Origin of the sequence: Parabacteroides bouchesdurhonensis (assembly GCF_900186615.1) — a bacterium.
Lineage (GTDB): Bacteria > Bacteroidota > Bacteroidia > Bacteroidales > Tannerellaceae > Parabacteroides > Parabacteroides bouchesdurhonensis.
On record NZ_LT896588.1, the window covers coordinates 1,011,670 to 1,037,984 of the forward strand.

At 39.4% G+C, this 26,315-nt stretch carries 15 protein-coding genes and 1 pseudogene; 14 read left to right on the top strand and 2 right to left on the bottom strand.

The features are described 5' to 3' along the window. Positions 1–333: 333 nt before the first annotated feature. Positions 334–1,359, bottom strand: a complete 1,026-nt coding sequence (locus tag C1721_RS04410) for an AI-2E family transporter (RefSeq protein ID WP_102407327.1) — start codon at positions 1,357–1,359, stop codon at positions 334–336. Positions 1,360–1,473: 114 nt separating this feature from the next. Between C1721_RS04410 and aroA the strand changes: the two genes are divergently transcribed. The 13 genes and pseudogenes from aroA to C1721_RS16455 all read left to right on the top strand — a co-directional run bounded on the left by aroA (position 1,474) and on the right by C1721_RS16455 (position 22,596). Continuing rightward, positions 1,474–2,700, top strand: a complete 1,227-nt coding sequence (aroA, locus tag C1721_RS04415; protein WP_102407328.1) for a 3-phosphoshikimate 1-carboxyvinyltransferase — start codon at positions 1,474–1,476, stop codon at positions 2,698–2,700. Positions 2,701–2,702: 2 nt separating this feature from the next. Continuing rightward, positions 2,703–3,128 carry a phospholipase gene (locus tag C1721_RS04420; protein ID WP_102407329.1) on the top strand — a complete coding sequence of 142 codons (426 nt, stop codon included), beginning with the start codon at positions 2,703–2,705 and terminating at the stop codon, positions 3,126–3,128. Between the two features lie 21 nt (positions 3,129–3,149). Continuing rightward, entirely contained in the window at positions 3,150–3,956 is an 807-nt protein-coding gene (locus C1721_RS04425; protein WP_102407330.1) for a metal ABC transporter permease, read from the top strand. A gap of 49 nt (positions 3,957–4,005) precedes the next feature. Next, the gene (gene porW / locus C1721_RS04430) at positions 4,006–7,509 is read left to right on the top strand and encodes a type IX secretion system periplasmic lipoprotein PorW/SprE (protein WP_102407331.1); all 3,504 of its coding nucleotides are present in this window, start codon (positions 4,006–4,008) and stop codon (positions 7,507–7,509) included. 92 nt (positions 7,510–7,601) lie between these two features. Beyond that, a complete protein-coding gene (locus C1721_RS04435) occupies positions 7,602–8,198 on the top strand; it encodes an RNA polymerase sigma factor (protein WP_227472093.1) in 597 nt (198 codons plus the stop codon). 58 nt (positions 8,199–8,256) lie between these two features. After that, positions 8,257–9,225 (top strand): FecR family protein, encoded by a 969-nt coding sequence (locus C1721_RS04440; protein WP_102407333.1) that lies wholly within the window; start codon positions 8,257–8,259, stop codon positions 9,223–9,225. Between the two features lie 574 nt (positions 9,226–9,799). Continuing rightward, complete coding sequence (locus tag C1721_RS04445) at positions 9,800–13,279, top strand: TonB-dependent receptor (RefSeq protein WP_234347299.1); 3,480 nt, start codon at positions 9,800–9,802, stop codon at positions 13,277–13,279. A gap of 43 nt (positions 13,280–13,322) precedes the next feature. After that, positions 13,323–14,954 carry a RagB/SusD family nutrient uptake outer membrane protein gene (locus tag C1721_RS04450; protein ID WP_102409234.1) on the top strand — a complete coding sequence of 544 codons (1,632 nt, stop codon included), beginning with the start codon at positions 13,323–13,325 and terminating at the stop codon, positions 14,952–14,954. Positions 14,955–15,113: 159 nt separating this feature from the next. Next, positions 15,114–17,993 (top strand): GH92 family glycosyl hydrolase, encoded by a 2,880-nt coding sequence (locus tag C1721_RS04455; RefSeq protein WP_102407334.1) that lies wholly within the window; start codon positions 15,114–15,116, stop codon positions 17,991–17,993. A gap of 67 nt (positions 17,994–18,060) precedes the next feature. Then, a complete protein-coding gene (locus C1721_RS04460) occupies positions 18,061–19,206 on the top strand; it encodes an alkaline phosphatase (protein WP_102407335.1) in 1,146 nt (381 codons plus the stop codon). A 25-nt stretch (positions 19,207–19,231) separates the two neighbouring features. Continuing rightward, entirely contained in the window at positions 19,232–20,860 is a 1,629-nt protein-coding gene (locus C1721_RS04465) for an MGH1-like glycoside hydrolase domain-containing protein (protein ID WP_102407336.1), read from the top strand. Next, positions 20,857–21,627, top strand: a pseudogene (locus C1721_RS16450) (metallophosphoesterase); the annotation flags it as partial. The gene C1721_RS04465 and the pseudogene C1721_RS16450, both read left to right, overlap by 4 nt. Before the next feature lie 198 nt (positions 21,628–21,825). Beyond that, a complete protein-coding gene (locus tag C1721_RS16455) occupies positions 21,826–22,596 on the top strand; it encodes a phosphatidylinositol-specific phospholipase C/glycerophosphodiester phosphodiesterase family protein (protein WP_338117711.1) in 771 nt (256 codons plus the stop codon). A 101-nt stretch (positions 22,597–22,697) separates the two neighbouring features. On the opposite strand, the gene C1721_RS04475 is transcribed toward C1721_RS16455, so the two are convergent. Beyond that, complete coding sequence (locus C1721_RS04475) at positions 22,698–23,756, bottom strand: 6-bladed beta-propeller (RefSeq protein WP_102407338.1); 1,059 nt, start codon at positions 23,754–23,756, stop codon at positions 22,698–22,700. A 376-nt stretch (positions 23,757–24,132) separates the two neighbouring features. Here C1721_RS04475 and C1721_RS04480 point away from each other — a divergent pair, with 376 nt between their 5' ends. Continuing rightward, positions 24,133–26,280, top strand: a complete 2,148-nt coding sequence (locus C1721_RS04480) for a glycoside hydrolase family 31 protein (protein ID WP_102407339.1) — start codon at positions 24,133–24,135, stop codon at positions 26,278–26,280. The last annotated feature ends 35 nt before the right edge of the window (positions 26,281–26,315 follow it).

Sequence of the window (26,315 nt, forward strand, 5' to 3'; positions counted from 1 at the left end):
GCAGTCTAATAATATTTGTTTTTATCTTTTGGCTATCTCTAACCCATTCAGTCGATTCTTCACCTTTATCGTATACGGGGTAAGGTTGAGGGTCGCGAATAAATTTAAACTTCTTGCAAAGTGGATATATATCGGTATGTTTTAACCCTAAATATCTCCATGTCGCCCAGTAAAAAGGCTATATTTGAACGTAAGTAACCGCTTGGGTAACACTGATCACGTTCCCGTTACACTATTTTGCTTTCCCTCTCAAAAACAGCTACTGTTTCTTTCAAACATCCCGATGATTTTACAAAATGATCGAGATGATTTTATAAAATGATCGGGATCTTTTCATGAAATTGTTTTTTGTTTCTTATTATCTAAATACTCCTTTTTAAAAATATCTACACACAATAAGAAAACAGAAATCAGCAAAGGGCCAAATATAATACCCATGAAGCCAAACAAAGATAAACCAATCACCACGCCAAAAACGGTTATGAGCGGATGAATATCGGCCATCTTCTTTTGTAAAACCAAACGGACTAAATTATCTACATTTGTTATAACAACAAGAGCATAAATTGTTAATCCGATAGCATTAAACCAATCTCCTGTTAATGCCATATATAAGACAAGAGGAAACCATACAAGGGCAGTACCTACAATAGGAATAATCGTAGCAATGCAAGTAAGGAAACCAAATAATATAGGATCGGGCGTTTTAAACACAAAGTATCCGATTAAAGCAACTAATCCTTGTATAATTGCAAGAAGCGGAATACCTATCGCATTTGAGGTTACAATCATATTAATCTCACTCAATACATTAGATTTATTTTCAGGATTAAAAGGTAAAATATCATAGATATAATCTTCCATCTTCCTTCCTCCTATCAACATAAAGTAAAGAACAAAAATAAGGACTACTACATTAACGGCAAAACTACTTATACTCCCCATTAAAGCCTGACCAATTTTGGGAAGTACAGCAGCGGCTGATACAAGATTGTCTTTATTCAACACGTTGTAGCCGGTTTTATCCTGTATTAAATCTACGATATGCTGAGCTTCATTCATCAATGCAGACATATCCAGATTAATATATTGAATCTTATCCACTAATAGCCAGACAGCCAAAGATATGGGAATAAGAAAACAAAGGATGGCTTCACACAACATCAATAAAGCAACTAATCCCTGACGGTAATGCTTCTTCTCCGTCAGATATAGCATCTGTTTCCGCACTAAAATATAGATAGTAGCCGCTCCCAATAACCCGCCTAAAAACGGTATTGCTTTCAAAAACAGAATAATTCCCAATACAAGGATGATGGCAACCAGAGAATATCGCCAATATTGTTCTTTCATATTCATAATTATATTTCTTTTATATAAATACAACAACAAAAACACGACGCAAGTTGCAGATTATTTATTGTCAATTTAATTCCGTACTTTTGTATTCTCAAAACGAACAGGCAAAGAAAGATGAACTATCTTATAAATGGGCCGGAAACCGGACTCCGGGCCTCAATACAACTTCCGGCATCCAAAAGCATAAGTAACAGAGCATTAATATTGAATGCCCTAAGCTATAGCCCCTATGATATCCAAAATCTTTCCGATTGTGATGATACAGAAGTAATGACAAAAGCGTTGAATTCCAACGAACAAAATTTCGACATCAAAGCGGCAGGAACAGCAATGCGTTTCTTAACTGCGTTTTTATCGAAAGTAGTTGGAGAATGGACTATTACCGGTACAGAACGAATGAAAAACCGTCCTATAAAAATACTGGTTGATGCTTTAAATTATCTGGGAGCACGCATTGAATACATTGAGAAAGAAGGTTATCCTCCACTCCGTATTTTCGGCAGCGCGTTGCAAGGAGGAGAAATATCATTGGCAGGAGGCGTTAGTTCGCAATACATATCGGCCTTACTGATGATAGCTCCGTTAATGGAGAACGGACTTACACTACATTTAGAAGGAAACATTATTTCCCGTCCTTATATTGACCTGACACTGCAATTGATGAAACAGTTTGGAGTAAAAGCAGAATGGAACGGCCAAACGATCAAAGTACTCCCTCAGGAATATAAACCGGTTCATTTCACAGTAGAATCCGACTGGAGTGCAGCCTCATATTGGTACGAGATAATGGCATTCAGCCCTAATGCGGAAATAGAATTATCCGGACTGTTTAAAAACAGTTTGCAAGGAGATTCCGCCGGAGCAAAATTATTCTCCCAATTGGGCATAGGCACCACCTTCACCAATAATGGGGTAGTTTTGAAACACAATGGAAATGTGTGCAAGAAATTAGTATATAATTTTGTAAACGAACCGGATTTAGCCCAAACATTTGTTGTAACTTGCGTGTTGCTTAATATTCCGTTCCGTTTTACCGGATTGCAATCACTAAAGATAAAAGAGACTGATCGCATAGAAGCCCTCAAAATAGAATTACGTAAATTGGGTTATCTGTTGACTGATAAAAATAACAGTATTCTGGAATGGAACGAAGAACGTTGTGAACCGGAACAGAAACCTGTAATTGACACTTATGAAGACCATCGTATGGCTATGGCTTTTGCCCCAATAGCATTACTTCAACCTATTCGTATTGCGAATCCGGAAGTAGTAAGTAAAAGTTATCCTAAATATTGGTCCGATTTAAAACAAGCTGGATTTAAAATAACAGAGATTGAATAAAGATGTGGTATTTAATTATATTTGTCAGCGTCGTAGGCTTAGGAACGATAGCTGCCATAGCCAGTTATTTCAGAAATAAAAAATTGAAAAAAATGCTGGAACGGGGAGAAATAACAGAGATACCCGAACCGCAGGAAATTCCGGAAGTATGCTGTGGCCAGCACGAAACATGCGAAAGAGATAGTTTACTTGCTGCCGTCAGTAAACAAGTAGAATATTACGACGACGAAGAATTGGACAGATATAAAGGGACAAAATCCGACTCTTATGATGAAGAGGCAACAAATGAATTCCGTGAAGTATTATATACGTTGCAAGAAGTTGAAGTAGCCGGTTGGTTAAGAAGCCTGCAATTACGTGAAATTGATTTACCGGATGAATTAAAGGATGAGGCTTTCCTTATTATAGGAGAAAGAAGAATACATTAACCGGAACGAAAAAAACAGAGAATGGAATTATTTCAATATACTTTTTTTCAGAACGCACTATTGGGAAGTCTGCTAACAGCCATCGTATGTGGTATTGTGGGGACTTATATTGTTTCCCGGCGTCTGGTTTTCATAAGCGGAGGAATTACACATGCTTCTTTCGGAGGGCTCGGATTAGGCTTTTATCTGGGAATGAACCCTATTATTATGGCAATGCTTTTTTCCGTCCTTTCCGCTTTCGGAGTGGAATGGGTTAGTAAAACGCAGAATGTGCGTGAAGATTCGGCTATTGCCGGGATATGGTCGTTAGGGATGGCATTAGGAGTTATATTCATCTTTTTAACACCGGGATATGCTCCCAATTTATCGGCTTATTTGTTCGGAAATATATTAACCATATCAACAACAGACATTCTTTTTATAGGAATACTGGCAGTAATGCTAATAGCTATATTCATTCTGTTTTTTCGGGAGATTATGTATGTGGCATTTGATAACGACTTTGCCATAACACAGCGCCTTCCTGTTAAATGTATCGAATACGCAATGATGTTTTTCATTGCCGTAACAATCGTTCTCTCTATTCGTTTGGTAGGTATTATGCTACTGATGAGTTTATTGACATTACCACAGATAACCGTAAATCTGATTACTTCCGATTTTAAAAAGATCATTTGGGGAAGTATTCTGGTAGGTTTTCTGGGATGTGTAGCAGGACTGATATTATCCTATTTTCTGAATATTCCTTCCGGAGCTTTCATCATCCTTGTATTGGTAATCTTATTTTTAATAACCAAAAGCATATTATTCTTTCTGCATAAACAATAAATAAGAAGGAAAATAGTTTAATAATAGAATAAGAAGCGCTTGCTGATACGTGAAAAAAAGTTTCTACTATATAATATCATTTTTTACTATCCTTTTACTCTGGTCTTGCAGTACAAAAAAGAATACCAGAGTAAACCGTTTTTATCATGCTCTAAACACGCGATACAATATTTACTATAACGGTAAAACTTCTTTTGACGAAGCGTTGAAATCAATGCAGGACGGTTACACTGAAAACTATTCGGATATGATATATATGTATCCGATCAGTGCGCAGCCTAAAGATAAACAAAACACAGGCGGACCTTTTGACCGGGCAATCGAAAAAAGTAACAAAGGTATCAAGCTGCATTCCATCAAGGCTAAACCGCCTAAAAAGCCCGGATGGAGAAACGATCCGAAACAACGGGCATTGCAGGAACAGGAAGAATATAATCCATTTTTAAAGAAGTGTTGGTTAATGTTGGGGCAAGCCCAGTTTTACAATGCGGATTTTTTACAGGCATCCGCTACCTTTTCATACATAGTCAGGCACTATGCCCAAGATGAAGAAGTTGTTGCCGAAGCCCGTTTATGGCAAGCCCGCTGCTATTCGGAAATGGGATGGTTCTACGAATCGGAAGATATTTTAGGGAAATTGAATACAAATGGAATACCTAAGAAGAAACTGAATTTATACGCCGCTATTTATGCTGATTATCTCATAAAAAACAATCAATACGAAGACGCCATCCCATATCTTAAGACAGCGATAAAAGCAGAGAAAAACCATCGGCAAAAAACACGTATGAAGTATCTGCTGGGACAATTATATGCAGACCAGGAGTTAGATGGTTTAGCCTATAAAGCATTTGGAGACGTAGCTAAAGCAAATCCTCCTTATGAACTGGAATTTGCCGCCAGAATACGCCAAACAGAAGTATTCACCGGAGGTAATTACCAGAAAGTCGTAAAAATGCTGCAACGTATGGCTAAAAGCCAAAAGAACGAGGAATATCTGGATCAGGTGTATTATGCCTTGGGAAATATCTATTTAAATCGTGAAGATACCGCACAGGCAATTACTAATTATCAGCAAGGTATTGATAAAAGTGTACGCAATGGAATAGATAAGGCCATTTGCCAAATCAGATTAGGTGACATTTATTTCAAGCAACGCGATTACGTAAAAGCCCAACCTTGCTTTAGCGGAGCATTAGCCGGCATACAAAAAGAATACAAAGAGTATGAAAGGATTGCCAAATTATCTGCCGTACTGGACGAATTAGTAGTACATGTAGAGGCCGTTCATCTGCAAGACAGCTTACAAACTCTTGCCAAAATGCCCGAAACCGAGCGGTTAGCCGTTATCGACAAAATTATTGAGAACGTAAAAAAAGAGGAAGAAGAGGCAAAAGCTCTTGCCGAGAAAGAAGCCTATCTGGCAGATCAACAATCTAAAGGAACCGGAATAGATCGTCCGGGAACAGAAACCGGAGGTATTGTTTTACCAACAACATCCGGAGGTTCTTCTTTCTATTTCTATAATCCACAGACAGTAGCACAAGGAAAAACTCAATTTCAAAGAAAATGGGGACGCCGCCCGCTGGAAGATGACTGGAGGCGCCGTAAAAAAACGATGTCTACTTTTAACGAAAACCCCAATGAAGAAAATGAGATTGCAGCCAGTGACACGACAGCTGTATCAGGGCCGGATGGTGCGCCCCTCAACCCGGATACCGCCGGTGACGAATCGGTTGTAGAATCGGATGACCCGAAAACACGGGAATTCTACCTTCAACAACTACCTTTTACCCAAGAAGATGTAGACGCGTCCAATCTCATTATAGTTGACGGATTGTACAACATGGCTATGATTTATAAAGACAAGCTGGAAGATTTGCAGTTGTCTATAGAGGCTTTTGAAGAACTGGAAAGACGTTTTCCCAAGAATGACCATAGTCTGGAAAGCTTCTATCAGGTTTATTTAATGGCGCTTCGTACAAATGACAAAGCTCTGGCTGCGGAATATAAATCGAAACTGATTGCCGATTTTCCGGAAAGCGACTATGCTATCGCAATAGCTGATCCGAATTACGAATACAACATCCGCATGATGGACGCTGTACAAGACTCTATTTACGAGTACACCTACAACAGATATTTAGCCGAAGACACCATTACTGTTCGTAGAAATTACGAAAAAATGAACACCAAATATCCATTAGCCAATTTGATGCCTAAATTTATGTTCTTGGAAGCGCTGTCTTACGTACAAGCCGGAGATGCAGAAGGTTTTAAGAGATCCTTAAAAACACTGGTGGACAAATATCCGAATGCTGACGTTTCCGAACTTGCCGGAGAAATGTTGAAAGGTGTTTTACGTGGGCGTGCGATGGTGCAAGGAGGAATTAAGGGAATGGCATGGAATCTGCGTTTTGGTGTAGGAGATGACGGAACTTTATCTGCCGCCGATTCAGCCCGGACTTTTACCGCGGAAACAAATACTCCTTACAGAATGCTATTGGTTTATCCCACAGGAGCTGTAGACAAGAATCAATTGTTATTTGCAGTAGCGGCTTACAATTTCGCGAACTTTATGGTAAAAGAATTTGACTTGAATATAGAACAAGCCGGGCCGATTAGTATGCTGATGATTCATGGTTTTATCAATTTTGATGAAATTCTGCAATATTATAAGATGGTTTACGGTAAAGACGGTTATGGAAACGCATTGGATAGAGAAGTAGCCATTTTGCCTATATCTGATGATAATTATGAAACGCTAATGCGAGGTAAAACTCTAGACGAATATGTAACATTCTTTGAAGATAACTTTGGAGAAAAAGCGCCGGAATTAGTTGCCCGTTGGAAAGCTCGTTTAGCCGCAGAAGAAGAAAAAGAGAACGTTACAGAGCCGGAGGAAGCAGAGGAAACAGAAAAGCAACCGACTATTGAAGAAAAACCTGCAGAGAAAGAAGAAACAGTTCCGTCATTACCAGTTGATACAATAAAACAAAACTTACAACCGGTTGAACCATTAGAGACTGTTCCTGACAACTCTCTATCAGATGATAAGGTACAAAAGGATTCTGTACCTGCCATAAAAGCTCCTGTAGAAGAACAAGGTTTAAGCTTGAAAGACATAGAGGAAATTCGCAAACGTCAGGCCGCCGAAGAAGAAAGACAAAAAGAAGAAGCGCGAAAAGCCTTTGAAGCAGAACAAAAGGCAGAAAAAGAATTGCAAGCTCAAAAAGCGAAAGAAAGGGAAGAACTTTTGAAGAAACAAAAGGAAGAGGAAGATGCTCTGTTAAAAGCCAAAGAAGAAAAAGAAAAACAACTGGAACGAGACCGCAAGGCCAAAATGAAACAGGCGGAAGCCGATAGAAAAGCGAAGATGAAAGCACGCGAACAATTGCGTAAAGAAAAAGAACGTGCTTATAAAGAACGCCTGAAACAAAAAGAAAAAGAGCGCAAGGCAAAGGAGCGCGAATATAAAGAGAAATTAAAGGCTAAAGAAAAAGAACGTCGTGATGCTCAGAAAGCAAAAGCAGCAGCAGCACGCAAGCGGTGATCGATTCTAAATGAGTGCAAAATATTGTTTTATCTATCAAAAATAATATATTTGCAAAATAAAGAATCGTCAGCACTGAAATGAGCAAGGAGGTGTCATTAGTAGAAAAAGTAAAGTCAGGTGACCGGAAAGCTTTCAATGAGCTATACAAGTTGCATTATTATTCGTTGTATTCATATGCCGAATTACTGTTGGAACAAGACGATGCAAAAGATGTGGTGCAAGATGTTTTCTTAAATGTTTGGTTACATAGAGAAAGTCTGGACAAAACTCTTTCTATCCGGGGATATTTATTACGCTCTGTCTATAATTCAGCACTGAATATATTTAAAAAGAAAAATCACTCTGACAATTATCAATCTATTTATAAAAAAGAAATTGAAGAAATAGGATATAATTATTATGATCCCGATTCCTGTGATATTATCCGAAGATTGTACAATCAGGACCTGCGCTCCGAAATTGATGCTGCTATAAACAGTTTACCGGAAAGATGTAAAGAAGTTTTTTCGTTAAGTTACTTAGAGGATATACCAAGCAAAGAAATTAGTCAGATGCTGGGCATCTCCTTAAGCACAGTAGAAAATCATATTTATTCCGCACTAAAACAACTTCGGGAAAAACTGGGTCAATATAAAATACCTCAGATATTATTATTTTTATTATATATAGCGTTTAAAAATAGTTGATTCATTAGGTACTTTTATTAAAGTAATTGTATTTATAGTGTCTAGATATTTAAAGAAAATGAACGAAACAATCCTATATAAATATTTATCCGGTACAGCAACAGAAAAAGAGAAAGAAGAGATTCTGGACTGGATAAAAGATTCTCAAGAAAATCAGATTGCTTTTTTTGAAATGAAAGCTGTTTGGAACTCTAAGCATATATATAATAATGAAAAACACGACGTTATTCATTCATTGGATCAACTAAACAGGCGCATCGATCAAATAGCGGGATGGAAAAGAATGTATACCCGCCGTTTTATCAAGAAGCTTGGTATTGTTGCTACGGCAGCAATCGTATTATTGGCTATATCATTCTCTTTTTTATTCACACATAAAAAAGCTAATATACAAGCCCCTATTTATGTGTACAAAAACGATGCAAATGATAATTCCATAAAAACAATCTTTTTAGCCGACGGGACAACTGTTTGGTTAGGTAGTAATACAACTTTAACTTGTCCTACAACATTCGACGGAGACACTCGCGAAATACAGCTCGAAGGAGAAGCCTTTTTTGAGGTATCCAAAGATCCGGAACATCCATTCATCGTTAAGACGGAAAACAACCTTATAAAGGTATTAGGAACCTCATTCAGTGTCCATTCCCGTCCGGTTGATAATATATGCGAGACTATATTAATGAGTGGTTCTGTTCTGTTAAGTGAGAAAAACGGAAAAGAAATAGCCACCCTTCAACCCGGACAACAAGCATTATATTCTAAAGAGACTAAATCTGTTGAAATAAATGAAGTTGACGCAAACACCCTTACATCCTGGCGTTTCGGCTTAATTTCATTATCAGAAGTATCCATTTCTGAAATTCTCCAATGCTTGGAGAACACATATAATATACATATAAAAATGGATACGCATCTTTTAAAAGACCGCAAATACAACTTCTCTTTTAAGTATTCAAAAGAACCAAAAGAAGCCTTAAACCAACTATCCTACATAACGGGTATGTCTGCGGAAATCATACCTTAACCTCTCTTTTAAATGTAAATATTATATAAATCCAAAAAAAAAGAGTTTTCATTAGGTACTTTTATTTCTTCAATTGTATATATATTTGTCAAGAGGAAAAAACAAGAAACCATGAATACATAAAAGACGACATCTTGAAATCATTTTGTTACATTTTATTCATGTTTAGTTAATTCCATTCTTTGCTGAAACTAACAAAAAATAGCGAAATTTGCAACAACATTAACATGTATGCAATTCTACAAAAGTTCATAAAGAACTAGACTATTTACAGGTAAGTCAGCAACAAAAAGCTTTGAAAGAAAATGGAACGACGATGCTTTTTATAAAAAGTAGAGAATAGATTAAACATTTTTTTTATTTATATATTAAGTAAAACAGGAATTTGAAATGTAAAAAACAAAAAAAGAACCGGAGTTCTTTATGAACTAAGGGTTAAAAGTTATTTCGACTGACAAGCCAAATTAATTAATAATGATAGCCTATGTGATGTAAATCTATGCAAAACAGAACAACATTTTTGAATGTTCGTGGAAAAAGCATGTATGTTAATCTTAAAAAAACAGCAAAAAGTATGAAGAAAAAAATTTATGACTTCGTTTCTATGAAGCGGTTATGCGTAGGGATTTCATTGTGCTGTATGGTAGCCGGCGTCCAAGCTGCTCCTACCTCCAGCGCATTTGAACAACGATTTAACGTTGAGATAGCACTCAACAACACTACGTTGAAAAGTGTAGTAAACGCATTGAAAAAGCAAACAGATGTAGTTTTCTCCTATGACACATCTTTGGAAGCGTTACGCGTTAACAATGTATCTTTAAGAGCTGAAAATGAATCAATTGAAGCTATTTTAGATCAAGCATTTAACGGAACAGGAATCAAGTACAAAATCGAAGACCATATCGTGGTACTATATTCTGGGTCAGAAAAAGTCGCTGCTAAAACAAGTGTAACTCAACAAAAAACGAAAAAAATTTCAGGTATAATTAAGGATGCGACAGGCGAACCGATTATTGGAGCTAACGTATTAGTAAAAGGAACAACAAATGGTGTAATTACAGGAATGGACGGTGATTTTTCATTAGAAGTTCCAGACAATTCCACATTAGAAATCAGTTATATTGGTTATGTAACACAAAATATACCTGTAAGCGGAAAGAACACACTCAACATCATTTTAACAGAAGATACTCAGAAGCTAGATGAAATCGTTGTATTGGGATATGGAGCAGGCCAACGCAAACAGGACTTATCAGCCTCTGTTGGTGTATTGAACAATACGGAAGATCTGGTTATCCGTCCCGTCAGCTCTACAGAAGGTATGTTGCAAGGACAATTAGCAGGTGTTACGGTACAAGCTAATGGCGGAGACCCAACAAAAGCTCCTTCCATTGTAATACGTGGACAGGGTTCACAAAATGGAGATAATGTACTTTGGGTTGTCGATGGCGTTCCGGGAGCTCCAATTGCTTCTATGAATGATATCGAATCGATTGTTGTACTAAAGGATGCTGCTTCTGCTGCTATCTATGGTGCTCAATCCGGTGCCGGAGGTGTAATCCTGGTAACTACAAAGAAAGCAAAACAAGGCGCACCTTCTTTAACTTATGACGCAACTTTCGGTATTCGTCAGGCATCCAATTTGATTGATCCTTTGAATGCAGAAGGAGAGCTTGAAATGCGTAAGTTGTCTTATGCCAATGCCGGACTTACACTGCCTACAGGCTGGGACTTAACTAAAAACCCATGGGTAGGAACAACTCGTACCGACTGGATGGACGAAATTTTCCGTACAGCGTTTTACCAACGTCATAACGTAGCATTGAACGTTGGCTCTGAGAATTATTCCAACCGTCTTTCATTCTCTTATGATAATGACGAAGGTGTATTGATCAACACTTTTAATAAGAATCTTTCACTTCGCTATAATGGTAAATTCAAACTGAATAAATGGGTAACTATTACCGAAGATTTCGTTTGGAAAAACAATGAAAATCGTACACAAGACACAGAAAGCGCTTATACAGGTGGCGTTATAGCAGCTATGTATATGCCAGCCAGTGCAACCGTATACAATCCATTAGACGGGACTTATGGTGGTACAACAACTGAAGATCCTGCATATATAGCAAAATACGGATCTAACTTTGCCGATATTCATGGTGATGCTGTCAATCCGGTTCGTTTATTGGAAGCAGACAACAGATACCACAGAAACAGTGATACATGGAGCACAACCAGCTTGGAATTAGCTAACATTGTGCCGGGATTGAAATTCACCAGCCGTTTCACTTACAATATGCAGACAGAGCTATATAAGAATTTCAGTCCTATCCGCGACGAAGTTGGTAAACCGGCATTAACAAACACTTTGAAGGAATCAACTTATCGTAGAGATGCCTGGAAAACTGAAAACACGCTGACTTACGACAATACATTCGACGACAAGCACACAATAGGAGTTTTACTTTCTACTACAGCCGACCATTATGGTAAGCGCAGTATTGAAATTGAAGGTAAAGACTTATCTGATGAATCTGCATACTTGCAATATTTGTCATATGCCAACTCCACTTCTATAGTTGACGCATTGGAAGGTCCGGATGCCAATGTTTCTTTTATTGGCCGTTTGGCTTATTCGTTTGACGACCGTTACTTTGTAACAGCATCCTGGCGTCGTGACTATGCCGGCCGTTTACCAAAAGATAACAACTATGGCGACTTCCCTGCTGTAACAGCCGGATGGAAAATCTCTAATGAATCTTTCTTCCCGAAATCAGATGTCCTTAATCTGTTAAAGATCCGTGCTTCATGGGGACGTGTCGGCAACTTGGGTTCTATCGGTTACAACTATAAATCAGCTCTTTTGGCTAAAAGCTATTGGTTAGAACAAGCGCAATACGGTGTAGAATCTAATAAGACTTGGGGTAACTTCGTTTACAATTCCACAGCTTTGAATCCGAATCTGACTTGGGAAACTTCCGAACAATGGGACTTAGGTTTGGATATGAATATGTTCAACAGTCGTTTAAACATGTCATTTGACTACTTCGATAAACGTACATTCAATTTGATCCAGTCTCAGACAATGAATTGGCCGAATACTATCGGTATTAATGCCATGTTGGTAAACCAAGGAGAAGTTCGTAACCGAGGCTTCGAAGCACAAGTCAGCTGGAGCGACCATATAAATAAAGACTGGTCATATTTCGTATCCGGAAACTTTTCATACCTAAAGAATTGGGTTTCTGACATAGGTGTAAGGAACGAAGACGGAACTCCCGGTGTTTGGACCGGAATTACAAAAGATGGTAGCGACTTTGACGGTAGCTTTAGAAATCTACCTTATATGTATCAAACAGCCGAAGGTGAACCTCTAGCTTCCTTCTATCTCATCAGGACCGATGGTATTTTCCAAAGTGATGCCGAAGCTGCTGCTTATGTAGACAAAGACGGAAAGCGTATTCAACCGGATGCTGTAGCAGGAGATTTGAAGTTTATAGATTACAATGGAGATGGTGTAATCAACGATAAAGACCGCCAGTATTGCGGAAGCGCAACACCGAAGACCACCTTCTCTTTCACTGGTGGATTTACCTGGAAAAAACTTTCTGTTAGCGCCATGTTCCAAGGCGTAGGTGGTGCTCAAGCATTATATGTAGGTAAATACATGGCATTAAGTGATGTAGAAGGTAACTTCAACCGTTCAAAAGAAATCATGAACGCATGGAGTCCTACCAACACAAGTTCTAATATTCCTCGTTTATCAAAGAACGATCCGAACAGCAACTTCAGTACTCCGTCTGATTGGTATTTGGAAAATGCCTCCTATTTACGTCTGAAAAACCTCACTCTATCTTATAATTTGGACGACGTAATTCGCAAATGCTCTCATTTGAAAGAACGTAACAGTTTGATGTCTGTCTATTTAAGTGGTGAAAATTTATTTACAATCACCAATTATTCAGGTATGGATCCGGAATGTGGAGGCTGGGATGCTTTAAGGTATCCGGTTTCACGAGTATTCTCTGTAGGTGTAAAAATAACTTACTAATCTGCTATTTTAAATGATGTTTAAATTAACAAAGAATCATAAGATGAAAAAATATATAACAGTATTAGCTCTGTCTGCATTGATTTGTAGTTCCTGTAGCGACTTCCTCGATGTTCAGCCGGAAGGAAATGCTACTACAAATTCCTATTTTTTGAATGACAAACAGGCAATCGACGCCATTGATGGATTGTATGAGAGATTCCACCAAGAAGGCTGTTACGGACGTGAATTATTTTGGGAGCAAGGCGCCGCTTGCGATATCGTATGGGGACGTACCCGTGGTTACAATACTTTAGCAACATTTGCCTATACAGGAGATGAATCTCCTTTAAGAGATGTTTTCAGCCGTATGTATTCTACAATGTCCCGCGCAAACTGGGTAATTCAGGAATTAACAAAAAAAGAAAAGGGTACAACTCTAACAGAGGTTGAAAAACGCAGTTTGGGTGAAGCCTTCTTCTGCCGCGGGTGGGCACACTATCTGATAGCTTATCGCTATGGTACAAATGAACAAGGTGTACCTTTCATACGTTACGAAGACTTTGAAAATGGTTATGACAACTCTATTCCTCCTCAGCAGGCTACAGTAATGGAAAATTACCGACTGATTATCGAGGATATGGACAAAGCAATCTCTTATCTTCCGAAATTTGAGACATATGATGTTGACAACAGAGGGCGCGCACACCAAGCAGCAGCTATCGCCTTCAAAGCAAAGACATATGCTTATTGGGCAACTTGGGATGAAACACAATGGAAAAATGTGATTGAAATGGTCAATCAGCTAGAAACTGGCTACAACCGTGGCTTAGCAAATACTTTTGCAGATGTATTCTCTTCCGATTTTTCAAATTATTGGAATGCAGAATATCTTTGGACTATTCCAAGTATTGGCGGTGCACAACCGGGCGGTTCTGAATTTCCGGGCGTTATTCTCGAAAATAAAGGTTGGGGTAAGTACAACGGTTGGGGACAAATAAAACCCTCTTATGACCTTTATGAAGAAATGGCAAAAGATGGCAAAGGCAACGATCGTCTGGTTCGCTCTATCCTTGAATACGGTCAGGAATTCCCATTCTTTGGTGAAAATCGCAAATTCTGGTCTACTTCTGACCTTGAAGCAGGCTTCATGGTTAACAAATACATGGATCCATTCAAATATTCAGATCCTGTAGCTGAAGGTGCAGTAAGTGCGAACGGTGACTGGCCAACAGTACGAGTTAATTTCCCGATTATTCGTTTTGCTGAAATGCTGTTATTCCGCGCAGAAGCTTACTTAATGACAGGGCAAGCCGACAAAGCAACTGCGGATATCAATCGTATCCGTTTGCGTTCTAACTTGCAGCCACTTTCCGGTACTGCAACTATGAAAGATCTGTATCATGAACGCCGTTGTGAATTGGCATTTGAATTTACAGATCACCTGTTTGACCTGAAACGTTGGCATCGTTCTTCTAATTCGGAGATCAAGGCTTTGGCTGAAAAAGAGTTGAACTCGCATCCACGTATTCGCAAATATGAAGACCGTGCTAATCCGGATTCTCCATTTACAATTGCAGATTACGAAGACTATACCAACAAAAATGCTTATCAGGATTATATGATAGTATTCCCTTATCCAAGTGAACAAGTTACCAAATCAAACGGTAAGTTGACACAGAATAAAGGTTATTAATCAATTGTCTTAGTATAAGTTTATAAAAGAATAATAAATCAATTCACGGGCTGTTTCAACATTGAATTGAAACAGCCCGTATCATTTCTTCTTGTAAAAAGCTTATCTCAAATAGGTAATTTGCCGTTGTTAATTGTATAAATATTAAACACTGATACCATGAGATTATTACAAACTCTTTCTTCCTGCTTGTATACAGGAATATTATGCTTATATACAGCTTGCACCCAAACACCAAAAGCTCCGATTGATTATGTAGACCCGTTTATTGGAACAGGATTCCACGGACATACATATCCGGGAGCAACCGCTCCGTATGGGGGTGTACAGTTAAGTCCGGATACACGTATGGGCAATTGGGATGCCTGTTCAGGTTACCACTACAGCGATTCAACGTTGATGGGCTTCTCACATACACATCTAAGCGGAACCGGATGTATTGATTTAGGAGATATTCTATTCCGTCCGTCCGTAAATACTCCGTTACCATTCTCTCACAAAGATGAAAAAGCCTCTCCTGGATATTATCAGGTAGAATTACCCTCCGAGGGTGTTACTGCTGAATTTACCGCAACTCCGCATACTGGTATCCATCGCTATACTTACAAGAAAAATCCATCAAATGCCAAACTGGTTATAGATCTAGGCCATTTACTCGATAATGAACGTATCTATGAATATGATATAAAGAAAACCGGCGACAACGAAATTTCAGGTATGCGTTGTACCGGAGGCTGGGTAGACAAGCAATACATTTATTTTGTAGCAACTTTCTCCCATCCATTAAAGGCAGAAGAAATAAGTGCCGACAAAAAAAGCATAATTGCGACATTTGACTTATCTAATAACTCTCCGTTAATTTGTAAAGTAGGAGTTTCTATTGTAAGTGAAGATAATGCCCGTGCCAACATGGAAGCAGAAACCGGAGCCGACGCTTTTGATTTCGATGCTATCTATCAAGGGACACGCGCCAATTGGGAAAAAGAAATAGATGCTATCACCGTAGAAGGCGGCACGGAGGCAGAAAGGACTAATTTCTACACAGCTCTTTACCATAGTAAAGTTGTCCCGAACATTGTAAGCGATGTAAACGGACAATACCGCCGCCCGGACATGACCACCGGACAAGTTCCTGCCGGTCACAGGGAATACTCAACATTCTCCCTTTGGGATACATTCAGAGGCTGGAATCCGATGATGACGATACTGGATATTGCATTGGTGAATGATATGGTCATTTCCTTACTTAATATGTATGACGTTACCGGCGAACTTCCTATATGGCCTCTTTCGGCCGGAGAAACAGGCACAATGATAGGCTACCATTCCGTATCCGTGATCGCAGATGCTTATATGAAAGGTATCCGTGATTATGATGTGGAAAAAGCATTCGAAGCTATGAAAGTCTCTGCCGCCAAGAATAAAAAAGGTGCCAATTATTACATCGCAAATGGTTTTATTCCATCTAATATTAAGAAAGAATCCGTATCTTGCTTGCTGGAATTTGCTTATGACGACTGGTGCATTGCTCAAATGGCAAAAGATTTAGGAAAGATGGATGATTATAAAACATATATCAAACGCTCCCAAAATTTCGTGAACGTATTTGATGGCAGCACCAGGTTCTTCCGTGGAAAACGTGCAGACGGCAACTGGGAAAGCCCGTTCAATCCATTTGCAATTGGACGTTCGTATACCGAAGCAACCGCATGGCAATACCGCTTCTTTACCCCTCACGATGTAAACGGATTAGTTCAACTGTTTGGCGGCCGTGAACAATTTATCGCCAATCTGGACAGTCTCTTTACCGTTTCATCCGAAGTGGAAGGCGAACTGTCGGACGTTACCGGACTTATCGGACAGTACGCCCACGGTAACGAACCTAGTCATCATATGGTTTACCTTTACAGCTATGTAGGAGAGCCTTGGAAAACACAGGAATGGACGCGTCGTTTACTGGATGAAATGTATCAACCTACACCGGAAGGAATCATTGGCAATGAAGATTGCGGACAGATGTCAGCATGGTATATTTTAAGCAGTCTCGGATTTTATTCTGTATGTCCGGGCAGTAATCAGTTTGTTTTAACTTCTCCTTTATTCAGTAAAGCAACAATAAAACTGGGTAATGGAAAAGAATTAATAATTACCGCCAATAATCCTTTACGCAACAAATATATCACTCGCGTAACATTAAACGGTGAGGAGATAAAGACGTGTTTCATCACTTATGACCAACTTATGCAAGGTGGCACATTAGATTTCACCCTTACCGCCACACCTGATAAGAACTGGGGTATGCAACCGGAAGATGCTCCATATTCATATACAACCAAACCTACCACCTCCATCCCTTACATCGCCAACGACTTAGATTTATTTGAAGGTGAAGTGACAGCAGAACTGAAATCCACCACCGACGGTGCCGTTATCCATTATACACTGGATGGAACAGAACCAACTGAAAAATCGCCTGCATATTCCACGCCTCTGAATTTAAAAGAGACTACTACCATCAAAGCGAAAGCTTTTAAAGAGGGTTTTGAACCGAGTCGCACATACTCTATTACTGCGACAAAAGCTGTACTTCGTCCGGCATCCCCGGTTAACCCGACACAACATGGTGTTTCTTATAAATATTATGAAGGGGAGTTTCATATGGTAGCCGATCTGTTGCATTCAAAAATATTGAAAAGCGGAACAATGACCGAACCTTCCATCAAAGAAGCTCCGCAAGAAGATCATTTCGGATATATCTTTGAGGGTTATCTATATGCTCCGGTCGACGGTATTTATGAATTTGCCACTCGTTCAGACGATGGAAGCGTACTCAAAATTGGGCAAGAAGAGGTTGTGAACAATGATTCTTCACACGCAGCGATTATGGCAACGGGACGCATTCCTTTGGCAAAAGGGTATCATCCTTTTACCCTTCTTTATTTCGAAGATTACGAAGGAGAACATCTAAGCTGGGGATGGAAACAACCGGGAGACGACAAAATAGGACCTATCCCGGCTGATAATTTATATGTTCGATAAGCAAAGAAAAATAGTTCATACGACAATATGTCGTTAAAAAAATGTATAAAATAACAACACAAGAGACATGAAAAGAATTTTATTAATCGCCGCATGCGCCGTTTCCGTAATGTTTTCGGAAATGTGCCCAAATGTGATGGCACAAAGCCGTCGAGACAAAGAACAGACTTATGTATTGCAAACGCCATATGCTGTTGAGAAAATAACGCCACCTAAAGGTAAGAAAATAAAGAATGTCATTTTGATGATTGGTGACGGTATGAGTTTGATGCATGTTTATTCCGCATGGACAGCCAACCGTGGAAAGCTATGGTTGGATAACTGCCAGGCTGTAGGACTTTCAAAAACCTATTGTGCCAACAAACTTATTACCGATTCCGGTGCAGGCGGTACCGCACTGGCCACAGGACACAAAACGAACTACCACATGGTAGGTGTTGATCCGGATGGTAAGCCGCTGGAGTCTCTTTGCACACTGGCAAATAAAAACGGCCGCTCAAGCGGTGTAGCCGTTACCTGCCGTTTGTGGGATGCTACTCCGGCCGATTTCTGCTGCCACAATACAGACCGCGACGCAGAAGCTGAAATTGTAACAGATTATGTAAATTGTGGCGTAGACTACGTCTTTGGAGGAGGTTCCAAGTTGTTTGAAAACCGTGCTGACGGTCGTGATTTATTTAAAGAGTTACGCGAAAAAGGTTATCAAACTCCTCGCAGTTGGGAAGAACTGGCTGGTATCAAACAGGGTAAAGTATTCTGCATAACAGATACTGTAGACACTCCTCTTCCAGCTGAACGTGGTGACTTATTAGCCCGCGCATCTATGAAGGCTATCGAACTGCTAGACCAGAATCCAAACGGATTTTTCCTGATGATTGAGGGTTCTCAGTTAGACGATTACGGACATTTCAACGACCTGGATTTGTTGATGCAGGAAACACACGATTTCGATCGCACGGTCGGACGCGTAATGCAATGGGCTGCGCAAGACGGAGAAACGCTTGTTGTAGTAACAGCCGATCATGAAACCGGAGGTCTTACTTTGGTTGATGGAGAACTGAATGAAGGCAAAATCGTTTGTAAATTCTCTACCGGAGGCCACAGTGGCGTAATGGTTCCTGTTTACAGTTTTGGTCCGGGTTATGAAAACTTTACCGGAATTTTTGAAAACACCGATGTTTTTTGGAAGATTAAAAAATTGATGGGACTTTAATATCATCCCCTAATACCATAGAAATATGACAACAAGACGAAATTTTCTAAAACAATCTCTCCTTGCTGCCGGTGCAACGGCAATACCGGCAAGTAGCCTTCTTGCACAAGAAAAAAAGGAAGAAGAGATGCCAAAGTATCGCCTTCCTTATAAAAACACATACTTGAAGGAGCCTTTGGTAACGGAAAACGAATATCGTATTGCCGCACCGGAGACAACCGTTCCCGGCTCTTTTGCCGAGGCAAAAAAGATATTGCCCGAACCTGTATGGGAAGGACATGCCAAAGAACTGGAAATGTATTGGAAAGCATGGGAAATCGGAGTACGTAACATTAAAGCTCCCGAAGCCGGTTCCGGCTTTGTTTCCAGCTATATAGATACTGCCTACAATGGTAATATTTTCATGTGGGACTCTGCTTTCATCACAATGTTCGCCCGTTACGGAACACGATTCTTTCCGTTCCAGCGTACTTTGGACAACTTTTATGCAAAGCAACACCCGGATGGATTTATCTGCCGTGAAATCAAGTCGGACGGTGCAGACTGTTTTGAGCGTTACGATCCTACCAGTACAGGTCCCAATATCCTGCCTTGGAGTGAGATCATTTATTACAAGCAGTTTGGTGACATGGATCGCTTGCATAGAATATTTCCTGTTCTATGCGCTTACTACAAATGGCTTAAGTTAAACCATACCTGGCGTAACGGAACCTATTGGAGTAGCGGCTGGGGAACCGGTATGGATAACATGCCGCGTGTACAACCGCAGTACAATATGATTTACAGTCACGGACACATGATTTGGCTGGATGTCACTTTGCAACAATATTTCATTGCAGGTATTTTGCTCGAAATAGGATTCTATCTAGAACGTTGGCAAGAGATAGAAGACTTTGAAGACGAACAGAAATTGTTGAAAACATACATCAACGAAAATCTGTGGGATGATAAAGAAAAATGCCTCTTCGACCAATACAGAGATGGCTCTCTCTCTTCAACCAAAGGTATTTACGCTTATTGGGCACTATTAACCGATGTGCTGCCGAAAGATCGCTTGGATGCCTTTGTTGCCGAATTGGACAACAAAGAGACTTTTAACCGCCCTCACCGTATACCATCGCTGGCTGCGAACAACGAGAAATACAAAGCCAATGGTCGTTATTGGCAAGGAGGCGTATGGCCCGGAGCAACCTATATGGTGCTAACCGGATTGGTAGAAAAAGGTTATCGCAAGATGGCTTACGACATTGCGACCAACCACTATAACAACGTATTCGGTGTATACAAAAAGACTGGAACTTTCTGGGAATATTATGCTCCGGAGACAATGGAACCGGGCTTCATGGCCCGTCCGGACTTTATCGGATGGACAGGTCTTCCGCCTATTGCCGTATTAATCGAACATATTTTCGGCATCCGTTCCAATGTATATGATAAGAAAATGACTATTGATGTTAATCTGACAGAGGCTTACGGCATGAAACGTTATCCATTTGGTATGGATGGTTTGGTAGATATCAAAGTGAAAGCCCGCTCTGCCGCAGCTCAAGAACCTCAAGTGGAAATAACCAGTAATGTACCTTTCGAGCTAACAGTTCTTTGGGGAGACAAACAAAAGGTTGTAAACATTAAAACGGGAACACAGACGGTATGAAAATAAAATATTTGTTTTTATTTGCCCTATCGGCCTTATTCGCATCCTGTTCCTCATCAAAGGAGAAGGCAACAGGCGCGGATCGTGACGTTACTGTAGTAATTGCCGGAGATTTGCATTTTGACTTCCCTCCGGAAACCGATCAATATTACCATGTTGTAACAATGAACCGCTTGGAAAACAACTTCAAGTTTCCTTCCGATGCCGCTCCCGGTATTGCAAACGAGACTGTGAAGAAATTGGACGGTGTGATTTTTGCCGGAGATATGTTTGATAAAGCTCGTCCTGAAATACTATCTCTTTATCGCGAACGTTACGAAACAGGCAAAGGTGAAAAGACAATTCATTTTCCTGTTTATCCGGGTTTGGGAAACCATGATATTGATCCGGGAGTTTCAGATAAAGGTTTCGATAATTTAAAAGGACGTTCTTTCACTTTGCATTATATCGATTCTATCCTGAATGATAAGCTGGCAAAAAAAGAGATTTTGAATCTCCATCCGGCCAGCCGCAGTTATTCATGGAATATTGCCGATATGCATTTCGTGCAAGCACAACGTTTCTCCGGTGATACGGATTATTGCGAAAGTAATTTGGATTGGTTGGAAGACGACCTAAAAACCTATGCATCCAATGGTAATCCGGTGGTTTATATCCAACATTACGGTGTAGACCCATGGGCTATCAAATGGTGGCCACAGGCGGCTCGAAACCGGTTATTTGATGTTCTAGACCAGTATAACGTAGCAGCTTTCCTTGTAGGGCATACACATACCCCATCGTTACAACATTACCGTGGTTATCCGATTTATCAGGTAAATAACGCTTGGCCGGATGAAGATGGGAACGGTTCTTTTGCCGTGTTACGCATTAAAGGGAATTCGGTTTCTATCGCTTCCTGCCGCTGGACAGACGACAAAGGCAACTTTGAAGTTGTACCTCCTTATCAGAATGAAGTTCTTCCGATGGAGATCAATAAAGAAATACATTTCAATGCGTTTTCTCACAATGATTACAGCCGGGAAAATCCGTTATTCGACGCATTGGCTTTCCGCTATAACTGTGTAGAAGCCGATTTATGGCCAATCAATGGTGAATTATATGTTTCTCATGATCGTCCGGAACCTGATCCGGCAATCACTTTTGAGAATTTGTACCTGAAACCATTAATAGCTCGTATTCAGAAAAATAAAGGGAAAGTATATCCGAATAGCGACCGTCCTTTCTATTTAATGATAGACTGCAAAACCAAAGGGGAAGAAATTTATTCTTTATTGAAAAAACAAATTGAGCCTTATAAGGAATATTTCTGTTCTATAGAAAATGGTGTGTATAAGGAAGGAGCTGTTTTATTTTTCCTTTCCGGAGAACGTCCGAAGAAATCACTTCCACAGGAAAAGAGCCGTTTCACATTTCTGGACGGACAAATAAAGGATTTAGGCAAAGGAATCCCGGCCTCTTTAGCGCCAGTTATCAGTGATAACTATGAAGACTTCTTCACTTGGAACGGAGAAGGTGAAATGCCTGCCGATCAACTGAAAAAGATGCGTGAAATCATAGCGCAAGTACATCAAGAAGGTAAGCTTTTCCGTTGGTGGGGTGCTCCGGATACTCCTGAATTTAAACGTTTCTTCATAAAAGAAGGTGTAGATTTAGTTGGGGCTGACGATTTGAATGGATTATACAATGTTTTGTTGTCAACCTCTCTTAATGACAAGTCTGTCGGGTCTGAATAATACGAAACAACATAATCAACCGTTCAGAGATATAATGGCAGAGTTGTACTCTGCCATTATTCAGTTTAGTTCTATCCTAAAAACCAGAATATATTCCGATTTTATATTATACCATCCAAATCCAAATAAGCAAGCAGCATATCATCCTGAAGAGTCAAGAAAAGCCTGTTATCTTCTTCATCATAATAAAAATGGCTGATCGGATGTCCGGTCTCTAATGTCTGGATATAATTACCATCCAGATCAAAAACCATAAGTTTAGTTGGGTAATCAGCTGTTATTCCGTTAGCACCTTTTATTAATCTTCTTTTTCCAAGATAGGTAACTACAATCTTATCTTTACAAAATACGACATCTCTAAAATATACATCACTATTAGACGTCTTATTATCCCACTTTTCACCATATATATTACACTTGAAATCCCCATTAAGATACCCAATTGTTATTAAATCATGGTGCCAATAGCTCTCGACATACAAGCCATTTTTCACAGACGCAGCAGCACTGACACGCTTTCTTTCTATTTCCGGATGCTTCAAATATTTCACAGGTACTATTTCTCCCGTTTTCATATTCCATCTGGCAACAACGGGAGTATAATCAGCGTCACTTAATATTTTCCAAAACAGACCTATTGATAGAGTATCATTTACATAATTATAAGTAACAGGAGACAACATTCCATCCAATTTTATTCTTTCCGTCGGAGCATAAAACGGATCGGCAAGGACACTATCCAAATAGAAACTGAATATTTCATGTTTCCCATGATCTGTTACATAAAATATACGATCCGCCTCATTAATACCAATACTTCCCATATTGGCAATCTCTTGTGGGCCTTCTCCTTTATCTCCGGTACTGGTTATATATTTAAATGTATGTTTGTCGAGTATATGTATCAGTTTATCCGGCGATTTATAATCGCTGACAATTAAACAATTACCTAAAATATAAGGATCAGCAAAATCGGAAACCGGCATTTCCTCCATTTCTATTTTAGTTACCTTATCCCGGACATTTATCACTTTATTACGGTTCTTTTGGTGCTTTTCCGTACCGGAACTTTGCGTACAACTCCAATTACAGATAAAAACGCCCAGTACTCCAAAAACAGAAATGGCAGTAAAAACCTTATGTGCGAGTTTTCTTTTCATAATACTATTAGTTTTAATACTCCAAAGAACTGAACTTTTTTCATTGCATCAAACTCTTATTGCCTGTTTTTTGAAAAAATCATCCCGATGTTTTTTTAAAAACATCCCGATCATTTCAAAAAATCATCGAGATGATTTGGCTATTTCTAATTTTGAGCCTTAAATTATAAACAGTAATTTTCGATTACTTCATTTCCACAAATTCTATAATACACTTATGGGATTTTCACTTTATATCTTTTATCTTTGCCTAAGTACTAAATGATACTGATTATGAATAAGAAAATTATTTTTTCTTTATATTTTATACTCGGAGCGACATGGCCACCAGCTCCTGCACCAAAAGATTTCAGTAAATAATCAAATAAATAAAGTTATGCGTATTGTTAATCTTCTATTACTATTTTTATTCGTCAGTTGCAGTTTATTATCTGCTTCCGTAACAAAAAAGGAAATTGCTCCCGGTGTCTATGTTCTTTCTCTCGGGGAAAAAGAACAGTTCACTCCGTTTGAATTGTTCGCAGAACCGTTTGATAACGAAAAAATGGCACAAATAGATTGTAAAAAATTGCCATTTGCTCTGGAAGATATAATTATAAATAAGAATGAACGCGGATGTTCCATTGCTATTCCTCTTTCCGATAACGAACAATTATATGGCTTCGGTTTGCAAATCGGAAGTTTCAAGCAAAGAGGATTGAAAAAGCGTCCGCTGGTAAACGATTATCCATTAAACAATCTGGGATATACGCATGCCCCACAGCCGTTTTATGTATCAACGGGCGGATACGGAATATTGATTAATACACCTCGATATACAACCTTTCATTGTGGAAGTAATCAACTGAAAGCAAAACAGAATGCTGCGGATATAAAACAGAAAGAAGGAACAACAAATGTAGAAGAATTATATAAATCGGAAGAACGGGGTAATTACGTATTTGTAGATATACCAAATGCAGAAGGTATAGAGGTTTTCGTTATAGAAGGAGCCGGAATCAAAGAAGTAATACAACGTTATAACCTTTTATCCGGCGGCGGTTGTCTGCCTCCGATGTGGGGATTAGGCTTGAAATATCGTGTAGAACGTGATTTTAATGAAAAACAAGTAAACGATATGGCGGATTACTTCCGGAAAAATCAAATTCCCTGCGATGTTTTCGGCTTAGAACCCGGTTGGCAAACAGCAACCTATTCCTGTTCTTATATATGGAATAAAGACCGCTTTCCTGAACCGGCAAAAATGATGTCCGCATTGAAAGAAAAAGGCCTGCGCATTAATTTGTGGGAGCATGCTTATGTGCATCCAACTTCTCCTATTCATGCGGATATATACGACTATTCGGGAGATTTCCTGGTTTGGAACGGTCTGGTTCCTGATTTTACTTTACCAGAAGCACGAAAAGTATTCGGAGATTATCATAGCCGGCTAATCGAACAAGGAGTTTCTGGATTCAAACTGGACGAATGTGATAATTCCAACATCGGTAGTGGAGAAGCGACATGGGGTTTTCCGGACATGTCTGTCTTTCCATCCGGATTGGACGGCGAACGCATGCATCAGTTATTCGGCTCTCTTTATCTGAAAACGATGGACAAACTGTATAAAGAAAAGAATCAACGAGCTTATCAAGATTACCGTTCTTCGGGTTTATTTATGTCATCTGTTCCGGCGTCATTGTACAGTGACATATATGGCCATAAAGACTATATACAGATGATATGTAATTCCGCATTCGGAGGTTTGCTCTGGTCTCCGGAACTACGGGAATCCGCTTCTAAAGAAGAGCTATTCCATCGTCTGCAAACAGTGTTACTTTCTGCACAAGCTCTTGTAAATGCCTGGTATTTACAAAATCCGCCATGGTTGCAATATGACAAAGAAAAAAACAACAAAGGGGAATTTCTGGCCGATGCCAGGGAGATGGAACAAATCACCAAAACACTTGTAGACATGAGAATGGCTCTAATTCCCTATTTATATTCCGCTTTCAACCGTTATCAGCAAGAGGGAATTCCACCATTCCGCCCTCTTGTGATGGACCTTCAAAATGATAAAAAAGTTGAAGACATTGACGATCAGTATATGATAGGCGATTGTTTGATGGCTGCACCGCTTTACACCGAAGGAAACGCGCGACAGGTTTATTTTCCGGCCGGAACAACCTGGTATAATTTTTACACCAACGAAGTATATGAAGGAGGACGAGAATACACCATAGAAAACAAACTATCCGAATTGCCTTTATATGTAAAGTCCGGTTCAATACTTCCTTTGGCCGAGCCTGTCCAATACATCACACCTGAAACGGTTTTTCATATAACTTGTAACGTGTATGGCAAAAATCCGGCACCATTCACTCTTTTCGAAGATGACGGAGAAACATATAACTATCAAAACGGAGAATTCAACCGTTTAATTTTAAAAGTTGAAAAAAAGGGCAAAGGAAAAGCAGACCGAAAAGGTAATTTTAAAGGAAAACGTTTTTCCATTGATAAATGGACTTTTTTATCTACCGATTAAAACGAATAATCTTTCATTGGCAAAAAACATCTCTG

Excerpts from the sequence above, each read along its gene's own strand:
- C1721_RS04410 (WP_102407327.1), bottom strand. The coding sequence starts at position 1,359 with ATGAATATGAAAGAACAATATTGGCGATATTCTCTGGTTGCCATCATC.
- aroA (WP_102407328.1), top strand. The coding sequence starts at position 1,474 with ATGAACTATCTTATAAATGGGCCGGAAACCGGACTCCGGGCCTCAATA.
- C1721_RS04420 (WP_102407329.1), top strand. The coding sequence starts at position 2,703 with ATGTGGTATTTAATTATATTTGTCAGCGTCGTAGGCTTAGGAACGATA.
- C1721_RS04425 (WP_102407330.1), top strand. The coding sequence starts at position 3,150 with ATGGAATTATTTCAATATACTTTTTTTCAGAACGCACTATTGGGAAGT.
- C1721_RS04440 (WP_102407333.1), top strand. The coding sequence starts at position 8,257 with ATGAACGAAACAATCCTATATAAATATTTATCCGGTACAGCAACAGAA.
- C1721_RS04445 (WP_234347299.1), top strand. The coding sequence starts at position 9,800 with ATGAAGAAAAAAATTTATGACTTCGTTTCTATGAAGCGGTTATGCGTA.
- C1721_RS04450 (WP_102409234.1), top strand. The coding sequence starts at position 13,323 with ATGAAAAAATATATAACAGTATTAGCTCTGTCTGCATTGATTTGTAGT.
- C1721_RS04455 (WP_102407334.1), top strand. The coding sequence starts at position 15,114 with ATGAGATTATTACAAACTCTTTCTTCCTGCTTGTATACAGGAATATTA.
- C1721_RS04460 (WP_102407335.1), top strand. The coding sequence starts at position 18,061 with ATGAAAAGAATTTTATTAATCGCCGCATGCGCCGTTTCCGTAATGTTT.
- C1721_RS04465 (WP_102407336.1), top strand. The coding sequence starts at position 19,232 with ATGACAACAAGACGAAATTTTCTAAAACAATCTCTCCTTGCTGCCGGT.
- C1721_RS16455 (WP_338117711.1), top strand. The coding sequence starts at position 21,826 with ATGGAGATCAATAAAGAAATACATTTCAATGCGTTTTCTCACAATGAT.
- C1721_RS04475 (WP_102407338.1), bottom strand. The coding sequence starts at position 23,756 with ATGAAAAGAAAACTCGCACATAAGGTTTTTACTGCCATTTCTGTTTTT.
- C1721_RS04480 (WP_102407339.1), top strand. The coding sequence starts at position 24,133 with ATGCGTATTGTTAATCTTCTATTACTATTTTTATTCGTCAGTTGCAGT.